The organism is Microcoleus sp. MON1_C5, assembly GCF_036701875.1.
Lineage (GTDB): Bacteria > Cyanobacteriota > Cyanobacteriia > Cyanobacteriales > Microcoleaceae > Microcoleus.
Genome location: NZ_JAUBRN010000013.1, coordinates 52,738 through 67,509, shown reverse-complemented (window position 1 = coordinate 67,509; position 14,772 = coordinate 52,738). Strand labels below are relative to the sequence as shown.

Sequence of the window (14,772 nt, the reverse complement as noted above, 5' to 3'; positions counted from 1 at the left end):
GGCTGCCAGATTGGAGTGCGATCGTCGCTAGAATCAAGATTGTGGAAGCGCAACCGAGAGAAATTGAGCATTACACTACCCCTGACGGCAGAGTTCCTTTCGATCGGTGATTTTGAGTTAGCCCTGGTGAAGAAGGTTTGATTTGGGTCGATCGCCCGTATTAATGATGAGGGTGCAAGTACGATCGACTTTATGGAAGTACAACCGAGGGAAATTAGACGTTATATTACCCCAGACGGTAGAAATCCTTTCGCAGAGTGGCTTAGTTCCCTGGGAGATTTGAATGCGGTAGTTAAAATTGAGCAAAGGCTTGACCGAGTTCGCTTAGGGAATTTAGGAAACAGCAAGTCTGTTGGGGAAGGAGTCTGCGAATTAAAAATTGATTTTGGGCCCGGGTATCGCGTGTACTTCGGACAATTGGGGTCAACAATAGTTCTTCTTCTCTGCGGTGGGGATAAAAGCACTCAAGAACAAGATATCCGCAAAGCTAAGGAGTATTGGAAAGAATATGGAGAAGGCGAAAATGCCAACGAGCGATAGTTACCAGGGCTATCTGATAGGAGCGCTCAAGGATAAAATACACGCTGCGGCTTATCTAACAGCGCATTTGGAAGACGAAGAGCCTGAACCTGGTTTGCTGGAACTCGCACTTAGCAATGTATTTGAGGCTCTTGGCGAACCAAATATGTCTGCAGAGGATGCTAAATTGCATTTGGAAAAATTAGATCTTTTGTTGTCGGGAGAAGGAAGTGCGAGAATTTATGCTTTGGTAAGTTGGCTGAAGGCTCTGGGATTGAAGTTATCTGTTGCGGTTGATGAAGGGGATAAAGGGGAAGAGGAAGATTCTGTTAGTGCTACTGAGTTGGCGGAAGTTGGTAATGTTTGATTTGGGGCGATCGAGCTTTAAGCTACTAATTAGACCTTAACGGCCCTCCAACCCCGAGCGCTAAATGAAGTAGCCGATCGCTCCGGGGTATCCTACAATACTGTTAAAAGTTATGCCCGATCGCCCGGTATGGCAATGGCTGACATCGGTGCTCTGCTAAAATTGGCCCGGACGTTTGATGTGTCGATCGAAGAATTGTTGGATTTTGTCGAACAGTAACAAATTACACTTAAAATAAACCAGCGCTACCAGCGCCAACCAGTTCGGCCTCGCAGGGACGATCGACTGTGGGCCCAAGCAACAGATTCGAGAGTTGGCGGATGGGACGGGGCGAAGTGTGAAAGAAATGATATATTCTCAGCGGCAATTGTAGCTGTTCGATCGCCCATATCGGTCTACAATTTTTAACGTTGAGCCTTATTGAAGTGCAGGAGTGGAGCTGGCTTGGATAACGCTAGTCTGTCAAGAAAACCCCCGCAAGCCTCGGAGCTTGTCGCCGACGAAATTCCAGAAGCAGTGCGAGACCATCCATACCCAGAAGCAGGGCAGAGTCAGTCTAAGAAAAAAGGGCTGATTTGGAAACTGCTAGGGTTGGCCGCACTAGCCTGTGGGGTCAGCATCTGGCTGCACCTCAACTTTAACTTGTTCCCAGCCACCAGTCAGGCAGAGCAAACTCAACAAAACCCAGCACCGACCAGTTCGCCGTCTGCATCGGTTGCGAGTCCAGCTACCAACCCCAAAGCCACCGCCCCCGCAACCCCAGACAACCTGCTGGGACACTTGCCCTACCCAGAAGCACCAGCAAAAGACTTGGTAGGCGTCACCCCCGACGGTAGCATCAAACTCCGCTCCTCAGCAGCAGCAAAATATCAGGAAATGGCCAACGCCGCAGCGGCATCAGGCATCTACTTCGCTCCCATATCCGGCTTTCGCTCCCTGGAAGACCAACAGCACGTATTTTTTGACGTGAAAGCCGAACGCAGGCAAAACGCCAGCAAGCGAGCCGAAGTCAGCGCCCCACCAGGTTACAGCGAACACCACACCGGTTACGCGATCGACATCGGCGACGGCAGCGCCCCGGAACACAACCTCAGCCCCAGTTTTGAAAATACCGAAGCATTCAAGTGGTTAGAAGCCAACGCCGTCGCCTTCAGTTTTGAAATGTCCTTCCCCAAAAACAATCGCCAAGGCGTCAGTTACGAGCCTTGGCACTGGCGGTTTGTGGGCGACAAGCAAAGCCTCGAAACTTTTTACAAAGCTCATTCCATGAAAAAGTAGAGGGAAGAAGGAAGAAGGAAGAAGGATGAGGGAAGAAGGAAGAAGGAAGAAGGAAGATTTTCCACATCTCCGGCTTTGCCACTCTCCGACTCTCCCACTGCCCCACTCTACCCACTCTCCTATTCCCCCACTCCTCCACTCCCCCACTCCCCCCCACTCCGTTGAGCCAAACTCGTGATTGCAATCTATCCAGGCAGCTTTGACCCCATCACCTTCGGTCACGCAGACATTATCGAGCGGGGATCTAAACTGTTTGACCGGGTAATTGTTACGGTAGTCAGAAACCCCAGCAAAACCCCTCTCTTCACCGTAGAGGAACGGATCGAGCAGATCCTGCGCTCTACCCAACACTTGCCAAATGTAGAAGTAGACAGTTTTGAGGGTTTGACAGTAAACTATGCTAAGATTCGACAAGCCAAAGTGCTGCTGCGGGGGCTCCGGGTATTAACAGATTTTGAAATGGAACTCCAGATGGCCCACACCAATAAAACCCTTCTGGGTGAAATTGAAACAGTTTTTTTGGCAACTTCTAACGAGTACAGCTTTTTAAGTAGTAGTGTAGTTAAAGAAATAGCCAAGTTTGGTGGCTCCGTAGATCATCTTGTTCCGAAACACGTCGCCCTAGATATTTACAAATGTTACGCCAGCAGGAACCAACTCGCATCGAACCCGATAGTACCGGCCTCGGCACTGAGAACGAACCACCTCAGAACACAGCCGCCTTCGGAGATCCCACCCGAACCGCAGGAGTAGACATCCAGCGGGAATTGAACAGGCTTGAGGAAATTGTTCTCGACAGCCCGCGAATTCCCCTGACCAGACGCACTCTGGTGGATGAAGAACAGTTGCTCGATCAATTAGACTTGGTGAGGCTAAATTTGCCGATCGCCTTTCAGGAAGCCGAGACGATCATCCGGCACAAAGACGACTTGCTTCAAGAGGCGGAACTTTACGCTCAGGAAGTGATAGAAGCAGCAGAACAGAGAGCAGCAGAAATTTTAAACGATATGGGCCTGCTCCAGCAGGCGAAGATAGAGGCAGATCAGTTGCGCCAGCAAGTTTTGCTCGACTGCGAGGCAATTCAGCAGGCCACCCTGGCGGAAGTGGAACAAATTCGCTACCAGGCTCAAGAGGAATTGGAAGAGATGAGAGTCAGGGCGATGGCTGAATGCGAGGAAATTCAAAACGGAGCCGATGATTATGCCGACCAAGTGCTCGATAATATCGAGCACAAGTTGAGCGATATGCTGCGCGTGATCCGCAACGGGCGCGATCAGTTGGATAGTGTTTCTACGTCGCACATCAATCACAACAACGGTTAGCCCACAGTGAACTCTTTGCTGGAATATTTCTAAAAGTCTACCTAATTTAGGTAGATTTTTTTTCGCCATAGTCTCTATAGTCTTTATTCCTCAATCCCAGCACTCGGTGACTTATTTTTGCCGACATAAGTTTTGTGAAGATAGGAGCAAATATAACCTTTTATGCTATTGTACTGCTGATACCAAATCCGGCTTAAAGACCCCCTTTATCTCTTAGTCCCCCTTGGCGGCTCGGACGAAAGTTTGACTCTATGCAGCGGTTTCAACCGCCGAATGATAAAAGGGGTAGCAAATCGGGATTTGGTATCAGACAAAAAATTCCTAACTTGATTCCAATTTTTACAATCTAATTTTTACCATGCAAAAAGTTTCTAATCGGTTCGCTGAATTTGATTTGATCCGAGCTTTAGCGATCCTCAGCGTGGTGATTACTCATGCTGGGTTCTTCGCATTTCGCGATGATCGCAGAATTTTATTTGTGGCGATCGATACATTTCAACTATTTTGCGTACCTGCATTTTTACTGTTGAGCGGTTTTTTTCTCACCAACAAACTGGAAAATCAAAATAATCCCGCACTGGTAGTCAAAAAAAGACTGTCAAAAATTCTACCCCCTTATCTGTTTTGGTCAGTAGCTTTGTACATCTTAAATAATTTGGGACAAATCCAAAAATTTGATTTACTTTCATTACTCAGAGATATCTTGACTGGTTCAGTGATGCCTCCCTATTACTTCATCGTTGTGATTGTTCAATGCTACGGCTGGTGGTGGCTTCTCGTGAAACTAAGATTTTTAGACTCCCGAAAAGTTTTGGCTTTGGGCTTAACAATTCAAACAATTTTTACAATTTTCTTCTACTTAACCGCTTTCAAATATATATCAATACCTCTACCTTTGATGGAGCGCGTGATTTTCAGTTGGATTTTGCCATTTTCAACGGGTCTATTTTTGGGCGGCTCGTATGACAGACTTCAACCCGTTCTCGAACGGAAAAAAATGCCAATTTTAGGGGCAACGATCCTTTTTTATCTAGCTAGCATTTGGGAATATTACCTGAAAAGTGGAGTTAATTCGGAGGAATGGTTTCTCCGATCGTTTTTTAAACTATCTGCTCAAGGATACGCAATTTTGTTCGTATTATCCATCCTCGCATTTTCTAAGAGTATCGCACTTCCCAGTAGAGTATCTGGGTTAGTCAAAATATTGGCTGCTTACTCATTCCCTATATATCTCCTGGATTCGACAGTAGCGAAATATGTCTTGTTAGTGTTTTATAAGTTTATTGATCCGGTAAATCCGCTGCTGAAGCTCGGCTTTTTAGTTACGGGGACTTTGTTAGGTTGTTGGGCGATTATTTACCTGTTGGAAAAACTTTTGCCCAAAAATTACAGGCAGTACATTTTGGGAGTTTAATCAAATTTGGTGTTTCAGCGGATGTCTTCATAAAACTGCTTGAGATACCTTGGAGAAACGCCAAAACCCCACAAAAAGCCAATCGAAAGATAGATGGCAATAGCTTTAAATTCGCCCCAATTCGCAACTCTACGATCGCTACTTTCCACTACCCGATTGACTAACTTAAGTCTCCCCCGTCGCACTAACTTCAAACACAAATCCGCTTCTTCCATAATTGGCAGCGCAGCATCGAAACCGGCGCATTCCCAAAAATCGGTACGGCGACAAAAAATAACTTGGTCGCCAAACAGCAGGCGCAATCCTTGGAAAAATAAATGAGGTCGAAATAACAGCGGCGCGTAATAAGTTTTCAGGTAATTGTGGAGGGAAAAACCCCATCTTGTTTGCTGCGAACCAGCCATCAGGGAGATAAACCCGCCGCCGGAAATTTCGGCATCGGACAATGTTTTCTGGATGACTGCTACAATGTCATCGGGAACTAAAGTATCGGCGTGCAGAAAGCACAGAATTTCACCGGTGGCGACTTGAGCACCTAAGTTCATTTGCAGGGATCGTCCCGCTATACTGCTAGAAATAACGCGGGTGGCGGCGGAAAGTGCGATCGCCGCTGTGTCGTCTTGACTGCCGCCGTCTACCACCAACACTTCCCAAGCGGGAGGATTGAGAATGCTGAGTTGGCGGAGGGTGCGTTCCAGACAAGTCGCTTCGTTGAGGGCTGGGATGATAATAGAAACGCGATCCATCGGGTTGAAATTTATGCCAGAGATATTATAATAAAAAACTGGGGCGATTCACAACTAACGAGAAAATAGAACTTATGCACGCCGATTTAGAAACCCGGTGTCGGCCTGCGAACTCGTCACAAAACCTCGGATTTGTCACCGAAACCGGGTTTGTTAGAGTCATTCCTATAAAATCAGAAAAAAAGTGCAATCGCCCTCTATATTTTCCACTAATCAGGACTGAGAAAATCGTGCAGAAAACTGAAGTAAAAAATGATTTAGAATTTTATGAGGAAAATGCCGATAATTGGTGGGACGAAAATGCTAAAATTTATGCCTTATACCATCTAAACAAACCCAGATTTGAGTTTTTCGACAGACACGCGACTAATTGGCAAGGGCTGAAAACCTTAGATGTCGGGTGCGGCGGCGGCTTTTCTTGCGAGTTTATGGCCGAGAGAGGCGCTATTGTTTCTGGAATAGATCGATCGGAGAAATGTATTGTAGCAGCTCAAAATCACGCAGTTACTAGCGGTTTTGAGATTGACTACAGGCAAGGTTTTGCCGAAAATATGCCCTACCCTGACAATATCTTTGATGTTGTAATCTGCGTGGATGTTTTGGAACACGTGGCCGATTACAAAAAAGTTGTGTCTGAGGTGCACAGGATTCTTAAGCCTGGGGGATTGTTCTTTTTTGATACAATTAACCGAACTTTTTCCTCGCAAATTGTGATGATTGGACTGATGGAAAATATTTTGCAGGAGATTAGGCGGGGCGTTCACGATTGGGAAAAGTTTATTACCCCGGATGAACTGTCTGTAGTAATGCAGGATATTGGTTTTGGCAAGATTGAAATTAAAGGTTTTGATATGTTTGGAGAAATGGGCGCTATGTTAGCCGAGATGCACGGTTTTTGGGAAGATTTTACACGCGGAAAGCAGGTGTTTCCTTCGGCGGGTATTTTAAAACAAGTATCTCAAACTCTAACATCTAATGTAGCTAACTATATGGATTACAAAAGGTCTGGGTTGTTTAAAATCAAAATTAATGAGGATCAGTCGATTATGTATGTTGGCGTTGGGGCGAAGAATTAGTCAGTTAATTGTTAACTGTTGTCATTTGGGGCGAGTTGGAGACGGATTTTTGCGATCGACAAATCCGGCTAAAACCCGCCTCTATTGCATTTTTTAGGGTACGCAGACCGCGGTACACCTTATCCTGTGGAGTGCATACAGATATTCCGTGGGGACACGGCACCACGCCGTATCCTTACTGTATTGCGGGAAATTGAGAATTGCTATATTGGCGATCGCACGACAAACCTAAGCCTAGGCTGAGGGATATTGAGTATCGATCAAATTTTAATGACTGGCCCCAACTCCTAAAATAGCGATCGAGCAAGCATATATACTTAAATGTTAGGGCGAACACAGTGGCACCGCCCCTACCGATTCACAATTTATCAAGAATTATGCCAGCAAGTTTTCTCCCAAAATCGATCGCACAACTCACAGAATCTACCTCAATTGCCTTAGCCCAAAGCATTCAACGCGAGGCAATTACTACTCCCCTATCTTCTGGGCCAATTGCCACAACCTACGTGCGCCAAGGCAGCGGCAACACACCAATTTTGCTAATTCACGGCTTCGACAGTTCCTTGTTTGAATTCCGCCGCCTGTTGCCGCTGCTGGCTGCCGAAAATGAAACTTGGGCGGTTGATTTGTTGGGTTTCGGATTTACAGAAAGAGCGGCAGGTTTGGCCTTCAGCGCGAGGGCAATTGAAAGTCATCTTTACTATTTTTGGAAAACGCTAATTTCGCAGCCTGTAATCTTAGTCGGTGCTTCAATGGGAGGTGCAGCAGCAATTGATTTCACTCTCAATTATCCCGAAGCTGTGAAACAATTAGTGTTAATAGATAGCGCAGGTTTTGCCATCAGTTCTAATAAGGGAAAGTTTTTAATTCCTCCTTTAGGGTATCTGGCTACTTCATTTTTACGCAATCCCAAAATTCGCCAGCGAATTAGCGTCAATGCTTATTTCGATAAAAATTTGGCTTCTCAAGACGCTCAAACTTGTGCTGCTTTGCACTTGGAAATGCCCAACTGGAATCAAGCTTTAATTGCGTTTACCAAAAGCGGCGGTTATGGAGGTTTTGGGGAAAAATTATCGCAAATTCAGCAGCAGACGCTGATTTTGTGGGGAAAACAAGACCGGATTTTGGGAACGGCGGATGCGGAAAAGTTTGCAAGGGCGATCGCAAATTCTCAACTAATTTGGATACCCGACTGCGGGCACGTTCCCCACTTAGAAAAGCCACAGACTACCGCGCAGCATATTTTAGAATTCATCACAAACAGCGGACTCACGCAAAAAAATTAAACCTAGGGTGCGCTGTGGCGCACCTTACATACTTACATATAGGGTTTCCCTGGCACATTTGGTATAGTTTGAGGTCAAATAGACAGGTTTCAAACTTTCGGCAAATACTTTTGTACGATCGTCCATCCTGTGAGCAACACAGTCACAAATCCCCCACACAAGGCCAAATTAGTGCCGATATGGAGGGGGCGCGCCCAAGGATGTTTAGGGCCAATTTGTAGCCCGCTTCCCACAGAAACCAACACCAAAGCCACAACAGCTAACCCGGCCGGTAAATGAGCCGAGTGACCCAAATTGCCGTACTCTCCTAGCGTACCGACTACACCAATTCCCAGCAGTAAAATTACCAAAGTCGCCATCCCCACACCAGTGGCTAAATGAAAGGGACGCAGCCACTTTGGGGGCGGTTGTTTGGTACTCCTAGTGGCAAACATCCACGTTCCAGTAACGGCCAGCAACAGGTAAGCCAACAGGGAAACACCCATTGACCAAGCCGCTATTTTCCACAACCACAAGAAAGAAGGCAGATTCATCGGTTGCATCCCTAATTAGGATTTTCCACAAAAGGTTTCTTTCCGATTTTACCTGGACTTGAAAGCAAAAATGAATTATTTTGAGAGAAAGTGCGATCGGACTATCCACAGATGGCATCAGTCTTACCTGGAAGTCAAACGCACTTTCTCTGATATTCAGCTTAATTTACGCTAGAAATTTGTCGCTGCCCTTTTTAAGAGCCACCTTCCCATTTTAGATTGGTGGTTTTGCTCTCCATGAAAGGCATTTTATAAAACCCTAATTTTTGTTCTAAGATTAATCGGAAAAAAGGCAAACCTTCAATCAAATATCTTTTCCACAACCTTCTCGGTTCACTTAACAGTCGGTACGCCCATTCTATGCCGACTTCGCTCATCCATTTGGGAGCTCTTGCTTTGCAACCAGCTTCAAAATCAATGGTTGCACCTACCGCTAAGAATATTTTGACGTGTGTTAATTTGCTCCTGTATTTAACCAACCACTTCTCTTGCTTGGGCGCTCCCACTCCTATGGCGAGAACTGTAGCTCCTGATTTATTTATCTCGTCAATTATTTTTTCACATTCTTCTTCATTTTTTTCAAAGCCAAAAGAAGGAGAAAGTGCTTCAACTACTATTTCTCTCCCAATTTTTTGGTTAATTTTTTCTTGGGCTTTCTTAGCTATACCTTCAGCAGCTCCTAGCAAAAATATTTTAATTTTCTCGTTATCTTTGTGATACATATAAAATGCAGGGAACAAATCAGAACCAGAAATTTTTTCTTTGAGAGGAGTACCCAAAAACTTGGATGCATACATCAATATTTGACTGTCGCAGACTCTATAAGTAGATGTATTGTAAGCTTCATAGAAGTCGCGGTCATACTGCAACTTAATCAAGTGGTCTACATTGGGCGTAAATACGACACCACCTTCGGAGTCGAGTTTTTCAAACAACTCTGTGATTGAGAAGTTATCTATCGAGACATTCAATAAATTAACTGTTTTCATTTATGATGCCCTTCCCGCTTTATATTAAACTACAACTCACACTATTATAGCCCACAATAGATTTTCGTGTTTTCACTACTTGGGCGCTTCAGTGAACATACTTTTCTCAGTATATCCTCCTAGACCATACCTGTCTACTCAGGATTTTTAAAGATTATGTAAAGAATCAGCTACTTTTAAAAAAAGTGTATAAAGCCCATTTTTGTTTACAACTCGCAACACAGTTTCAAGAAAAAAGCCATCCAGTGCTAATACTGGAAGCATTGCAAATGAATGTAAAAAAGAGTTTATGAGATTAAAAATTTAACCTAGTGAAAAAGAGCTCGGCACTTCCGAAATTGATTTTATGCAAAAATGGTAGATTTTGTAGTTTTTGTCTCCAGGGAAGGCAAGATAGTTCCAAGCTTGAAGTGAAGCAGCGATCGCATTGCCGAAAATCATCCTGATTTTTGGTGAACCAGCGACTGTCTTCTTGGTGGCGAACTCGTTTTCTTTGCCTTAAGACTTTCTGGAGCTTTTAAGACCAAACCCGATATTCCTCCAGCAATCAGCGCAAAAATCGGGTTAGTCATAGCGTTCAAAACACAGTCAAACACGTACATAGTTAAGGCTACTCCTAGGACGGCAGCGGGCGCTACTTTGGGATTAGACCAGGTTCTGGCGGGATACTTAAACACGCAAAAGACGATAACAGGCAGTAACAATGAAGAAAATAAACTAACTAAACCGACTGCACCGTTGACTCCAAATGCAATAATCCACAAGCTGTCGGTGACCGAGATATCTTTACCCTGCTGGTTGTACACGCGGTTTCCGCCGGAATCGCCCCAGCCAAAAAGAAATCTTTGTCGCGCTTTTTCCCCCAAAATCTCTTCCATGTCAAATCTAAACTTCAGAGAGGCGGATCGTTCTTCGCCAAATATTGGAGTGATGAAGTCCATCACCTCTTTGCTCGAAAATTGACCCGCTGCAGCGACGTACAGATAAAACACTATATATCCAATTATGAATAGCAGGGGCAAAGAGGTGCGAAACCACTTGGCACAGAATAATACGAGCAACGCCATTCCAAATAAACTGTAGGCGCCAGTAGAACGGCAGAGGAAAAAAGCGATAGTTAATATAATTGCTAAAGTCTTGATGTTACGGCCCATAAACTTTTTGAGGGTGCCAGTTTGCCACAGCCAAACACCAATTAAGGCGGCTGTCATCATCCACAGACCCACCATCAAACCGTGCTGCATAAATACTACTGGTCTCCACCCCCCCAAACGCCTTGCTTGACCCCAGTCCTCAAAGGCATTGACGCCGTAAATCATTAGATGCAGAATTGGGCCCTTAACCCCTTCAATTAAAGTAAAAGGAATGTAGGCTAACCCACCTGCAAAAATCCCGATCGCCAATTGTCGCAGCCCCTCTAAACTACCCACATACAAGCGTCCTAAAAAATAAGGCAGACCCCAAGTAACGATTTGGTTGACAGTCGGAGAAATCGGGCTGCCGCCATTACTAACTTGTGAAACAATTGGACACAAACAGCAAATTACCATTGGCACGTCCAGCCAACCCGGCTTAAAAGTGGTGAGGCGCGCAGTATCGTAGATAAGAGTCCCCAGCAAAATGGCGTAGCAAGCTGCGGAGATTTTGGTATACGGTGGCAATGAGGGGATGGGATAAGAAGCTTGCGGCAAAAACAGCCACGCTGCAACAAAACTTATAATTACCGCCCGTAGAGGCGGAAACCTCACAAACAGGTAAAAAACGACTGGAATAAAGCCGAACATAGCAAGTGGGATTAATGCAACCATAGGTCTTTTTTGGCAGTAAAACTATAGAAAGACAACTCAAATTGCCGGATAAAAATTCTCGATTAAACGAGCGCCCAACCCCAATCTTTTAAATTAGCCTCACTTTTACGTCTTGTTCGTTAATTGTGCCTGACGTTCCACAGCCGTGTAGAATGCCGCCTCCAAGAGATTAGTTGCATCCTCCCAAGTATAATTTCTCACCGTCTCCAATGCAGTCTCGGACATTGCGCGCCATTCGGCATCAGACAACTGACAAATCTGCTCGATCGCTTTTGCCATATCCTCTGGGTCTTCTGGCTTGACAAGTATGCCACCCCCGCCAGCAAGTAGTTCCGGAGCCGCACCCGCAGGAGTGCCGATGACTGGAGTGCCACAAGCCATAGCTTCTAAAATTGGCAAGCCGAAGCCTTCGGATCTGCTGGAAAACAGCCAAGCATCGCATTTGCTGTAAAATTCTTTTAGTTGGTCTTGAGTAGGTTCCTTATTATACTCAGTACCCTCAGGCAGCAAATCGGCAAGAGGACCATCGTGGCCGCAACCAAATGCAACTAAACGAAGATTAGGAATTTTTTTAGCAGCTATAGAGAAAGCTTTCAGGGCAATATCGCAGCCTTTCCAAGGAGTTGTAGTATAGTACATCCCGACTGTAGGAACTAATTGCTTGCCTCGCGGCTGCTGCGCTCGCGACTGGGGGTCGTAAAACTGTTTGGTGTCCACCGTAGGAGGGACGAGAGATACAGACAAATCCCCGTATTCATTCCGAGCTATGTCGGCCAGCCACTGGGCCACAGCGATTTTGTGCATCGGCAGCCGCCAAGTTGCCTCTACCCGACCTTTTGGTACGTAGTCAAAAGCCTCGTAGTGTTGGAGAAAATATACTTTCGCTCCTTTGCTGGGAGAGAGTTTTGCCACCCACTCCGCAGTTTCCCACCAAGTAGCCATGACAATATCGGCATCAGGTACGTCAAGATCGGTAATTGGACGGTTGGTTTCGATAACTCGGCTTTCGACATCCACCTTGTCAAAGTGAGACTTTTGTGTTTTGGGAGCCGACAGCCAACCCCTACCCCTCAGCAGCGATCGCAATTGTTGGATTAAAGTCGGTTCCGGCAGGGGCAGAGAAACGATAAATATTTTGTGCCCTCGTTTTTGGAGAAGTTCTGTGTATATAGCTAACACCCTCATGCCACCTGTAAGACCAAGGGTAGGCAGGACAAAAGTAATTTTCATAAATAGATGCTGAAGATGGATACTGGTTAAAACTCCTCCTTAAAGCAAGTTGGCACTTACCAGCCTCTGGTTGGCTTTTCTGTGGGGTGCGGATCTGTGCTGGAGGCGATCGTAACTCGATAGTCGAGCCGATCTTACTTGGTCGCCCGGGACTTTTCCCAATTACCAATCGGGATATGTTTGAGGACAAGACAAGTTTAACCTGTAACGGAGCCAGCCTTAAAACCTGCGTTGCATTCTGGTTCAGATTTTTGCCGATCGCTTTACAACCAGCATTCGCTCGTCGGTGCGATCAGAATTCGTGTCGAGACTGCTGGGTAAAAAACAGGACAGATGCGATTTTAGTTGGGGCACAAGCACCCCACCAAATGATATTCAGTTTCTGCCCAGAAATCCGGCGCCGAAAACGCCCGTAGCGCCGAATTTCCAATTGCAGCAGTTAGCAAACCGGAATTTTTCCATAGGGAGAAAACGAAACTATCTTAACGTCGCGCTGTTTAGATTTGTCTATAGCAACTTCCAATGCAGCTTCAAAATGATCCGTGGCATCTTTCCACGTATAATTGTTCACCTTGGCATAGGCGGCTTCAGACATGGCTTGCCACTTAGAATTTGGCAACTGACACATATACTCTATGGCTTTTGCCATTTCTTCTGGATCTTCTGGTCTTACAAGTATGCCTGTACCGCCGCTCAAAATTTCAGGAGCAGCACCTACTGGGGTACTGATGACGGGAGTGCGGCACGCCATCGCTTCGATAATTGGCAAGCCGAAGCCTTCTGACCGGCTCGCCAGCAACCAGGCATCGCATTTGCTGTAATAGTCTTTGATTTTGTCTTGATCGGGTTGAATTACATACTCGGCATTGGCCGGTAGGGGCAATTCCGAGGATAGGGCCGCTGCACTGAAGGCAACCAAACGCAGGTTCGGGATCTTTTCGGCCGCTAGGGAAAAAGCTTTGAGGGCGATGTCAGTTCCTTTCCAGTAGACTGTAGAGTACATTAGACCAACTGTAGGAACCGATTGTTTGTTGCGAGGAGAGGCGTAAAATTGCTTGGTGTCCACGGTAGGAGGAGCTAAGGAAACTTGGCGATCGCCATATTTAGCCCGAGCTAGCTCAACTAACCACTCAGAGATCGTAATTTTGTGCATGGGCAGCATCCAGGTTGCTTCTACTCTTCCTTGAGGTAGATAGTCAAAAATTTCGTGGTGCTGGATAAAATAAGCTTTTGCTCCTTTGCTAGGAGAGAGTTTGGCTACCCACTCGGCCGTTTCCCACCAGGTGGCAACTACTACGTCAGCGTCAGGTACATCTTTGTCTTCTACGGGGCGGTAGCGATCGATAATTTTGTGTTCTACACCTAAGTTATCGAAAAATGAGGGTTCGTTTTCAGGTGGGGAAATCCAACCCCTTCCCCGCAGCAGCGACTTGACTTGCTGGCGCATACTCGGCTGGGGATGGGGTAAAGAGATGACGAACACGGAGTGTCCTCGCTTTCTCAAAAGTTCTGCGAAAATAGATATTACTCGTATTCCACCAGTCAGAGACAGAGTAGGAAGAACAAAGGTGATTTTCATTTTTAAGTCCCGCTGAAGACTTTGACTCTCATTCGGCACTGTTACCAGCGCTGATGTTAGAGCGCAAAAGGAAAGAGGGGCGGGTGAATATTAATTACCGCTTTCCTGGTGTTTACATAGAATCCAACCGACCGACTGTTCGCAACACCCCAGTATCTATCTGTCAAAACTTCACTGTCGTTGCATTGATAGTAACGATTGATGTGAGCGCCAAACAGTTCCCATAGGGATAATTTGCAGGTAATCGAAATTTCATCCTGAAGATAGATACCTCATAAAATAAAACCTTTTTTCGCTACAAACACCAAGCTAGACAACACCATCTGTTCAACATAACATCCTTTACTAACCCAGAGATAGGCATATACGGTAAACCGTATATCATCCAAGTTTGAATGGGGAGATAAAGGTAGCATTAGCAACAATATTCAGTAGAGTGACATAGCCTTTTGCAAAAAAATATACTCATTAAAGCAGGTAATTCTTACCTTAAAAATGTAGATTGCCCCTCCCTATAACAGACCTAAACATCGATCGGTGGCTTGGATTTTTTGATAACTGTCCTGTCGGTATGGCGGGACACAATATCTTATTTTGTCAAGATTATGAGATGGTGGTTTTCTCA

General features: G+C 45.6%; 14 protein-coding genes and 1 pseudogene. 9 read left to right on the top strand and 6 right to left on the bottom strand.

What is annotated here, in order from left to right; genetic code table 11:
• Positions 1-192: 192 nt before the first annotated feature.
• From QUA71_RS09170 to QUA71_RS09140, 7 genes and pseudogenes are all read left to right on the top strand, one after another.
• Entirely contained in the window at positions 193-540 is a 348-nt protein-coding gene (locus QUA71_RS09170) for a type II toxin-antitoxin system RelE/ParE family toxin (protein ID WP_333284236.1), read from the top strand.
• Positions 524-886 (top strand): transcriptional regulator, encoded by a 363-nt coding sequence (locus tag QUA71_RS09165; protein ID WP_333284234.1) that lies wholly within the window; start codon positions 524-526, stop codon positions 884-886. Before QUA71_RS09170 ends, QUA71_RS09165 begins: the two co-directional genes overlap by 17 nt.
• A gap of 75 nt (positions 887-961) precedes the next feature.
• Positions 962-1,105: pseudogene (locus QUA71_RS09160) on the top strand (helix-turn-helix domain-containing protein); the annotation flags it as partial.
• A gap of 225 nt (positions 1,106-1,330) precedes the next feature.
• Positions 1,331-2,164: a M15 family metallopeptidase gene (locus tag QUA71_RS09155; RefSeq protein WP_333284232.1), complete on the top strand. Its 834-nt coding sequence runs from the start codon at positions 1,331-1,333 to the stop codon at positions 2,162-2,164.
• A gap of 174 nt (positions 2,165-2,338) precedes the next feature.
• On the top strand, positions 2,339-2,917 hold the full coding sequence (gene coaD, locus QUA71_RS09150; protein ID WP_071587822.1) for a pantetheine-phosphate adenylyltransferase: 579 nt from the start codon (positions 2,339-2,341) through the stop codon (positions 2,915-2,917).
• Positions 2,800-3,486, top strand: coding sequence for a DivIVA domain-containing protein (locus tag QUA71_RS09145; protein ID WP_333284230.1), 687 nt, complete (start codon positions 2,800-2,802; stop codon positions 3,484-3,486). The genes coaD and QUA71_RS09145 overlap by 118 nt, the downstream gene beginning before the upstream one ends.
• Positions 3,487-3,844: 358 nt before the next feature.
• Positions 3,845-4,900: an acyltransferase gene (locus tag QUA71_RS09140; protein ID WP_333284228.1), complete on the top strand. Its 1,056-nt coding sequence runs from the start codon at positions 3,845-3,847 to the stop codon at positions 4,898-4,900.
• 14 nt (positions 4,901-4,914) lie between these two features.
• On the opposite strand, the gene QUA71_RS09135 is transcribed toward QUA71_RS09140, so the two are convergent.
• Positions 4,915-5,646 (bottom strand): TIGR04283 family arsenosugar biosynthesis glycosyltransferase, encoded by a 732-nt coding sequence (locus QUA71_RS09135; RefSeq protein WP_190655515.1) that lies wholly within the window; start codon positions 5,644-5,646, stop codon positions 4,915-4,917.
• Positions 5,647-5,876: 230 nt separating this feature from the next.
• Here QUA71_RS09135 and ubiG point away from each other — a divergent pair, with 230 nt between their 5' ends.
• Positions 5,877-6,722: a bifunctional 2-polyprenyl-6-hydroxyphenol methylase/3-demethylubiquinol 3-O-methyltransferase UbiG gene (gene ubiG, locus QUA71_RS09130; RefSeq protein WP_333284226.1), complete on the top strand. Its 846-nt coding sequence runs from the start codon at positions 5,877-5,879 to the stop codon at positions 6,720-6,722.
• A gap of 377 nt (positions 6,723-7,099) precedes the next feature.
• On the top strand, positions 7,100-8,008 hold the full coding sequence (locus tag QUA71_RS09125; RefSeq protein WP_333284224.1) for an alpha/beta hydrolase: 909 nt from the start codon (positions 7,100-7,102) through the stop codon (positions 8,006-8,008).
• An 89-nt stretch (positions 8,009-8,097) separates the two neighbouring features.
• On the opposite strand, the gene QUA71_RS09120 is transcribed toward QUA71_RS09125, so the two are convergent.
• From QUA71_RS09120 to QUA71_RS09100, 5 genes are all read right to left on the bottom strand, one after another.
• Positions 8,098-8,541, bottom strand: a complete 444-nt coding sequence (locus tag QUA71_RS09120; protein ID WP_333284309.1) for a DUF4079 domain-containing protein — start codon at positions 8,539-8,541, stop codon at positions 8,098-8,100.
• Positions 8,542-8,735: 194 nt separating this feature from the next.
• Positions 8,736-9,530 carry a WecB/TagA/CpsF family glycosyltransferase gene (locus QUA71_RS09115; protein WP_190733250.1) on the bottom strand — a complete coding sequence of 265 codons (795 nt, stop codon included), beginning with the start codon at positions 9,528-9,530 and terminating at the stop codon, positions 8,736-8,738.
• A gap of 437 nt (positions 9,531-9,967) precedes the next feature.
• Positions 9,968-11,338: an O-antigen ligase domain-containing protein gene (locus QUA71_RS09110; protein WP_333284222.1), complete on the bottom strand. Its 1,371-nt coding sequence runs from the start codon at positions 11,336-11,338 to the stop codon at positions 9,968-9,970.
• A gap of 105 nt (positions 11,339-11,443) precedes the next feature.
• Positions 11,444-12,568 (bottom strand): glycosyltransferase family 4 protein, encoded by a 1,125-nt coding sequence (locus QUA71_RS09105; protein WP_333284220.1) that lies wholly within the window; start codon positions 12,566-12,568, stop codon positions 11,444-11,446.
• Between the two features lie 439 nt (positions 12,569-13,007).
• A complete protein-coding gene (locus QUA71_RS09100; protein ID WP_333284218.1) occupies positions 13,008-14,147 on the bottom strand; it encodes a glycosyltransferase family 4 protein in 1,140 nt (379 codons plus the stop codon).
• Between the last annotated feature and the right edge of the window lie 625 nt (positions 14,148-14,772).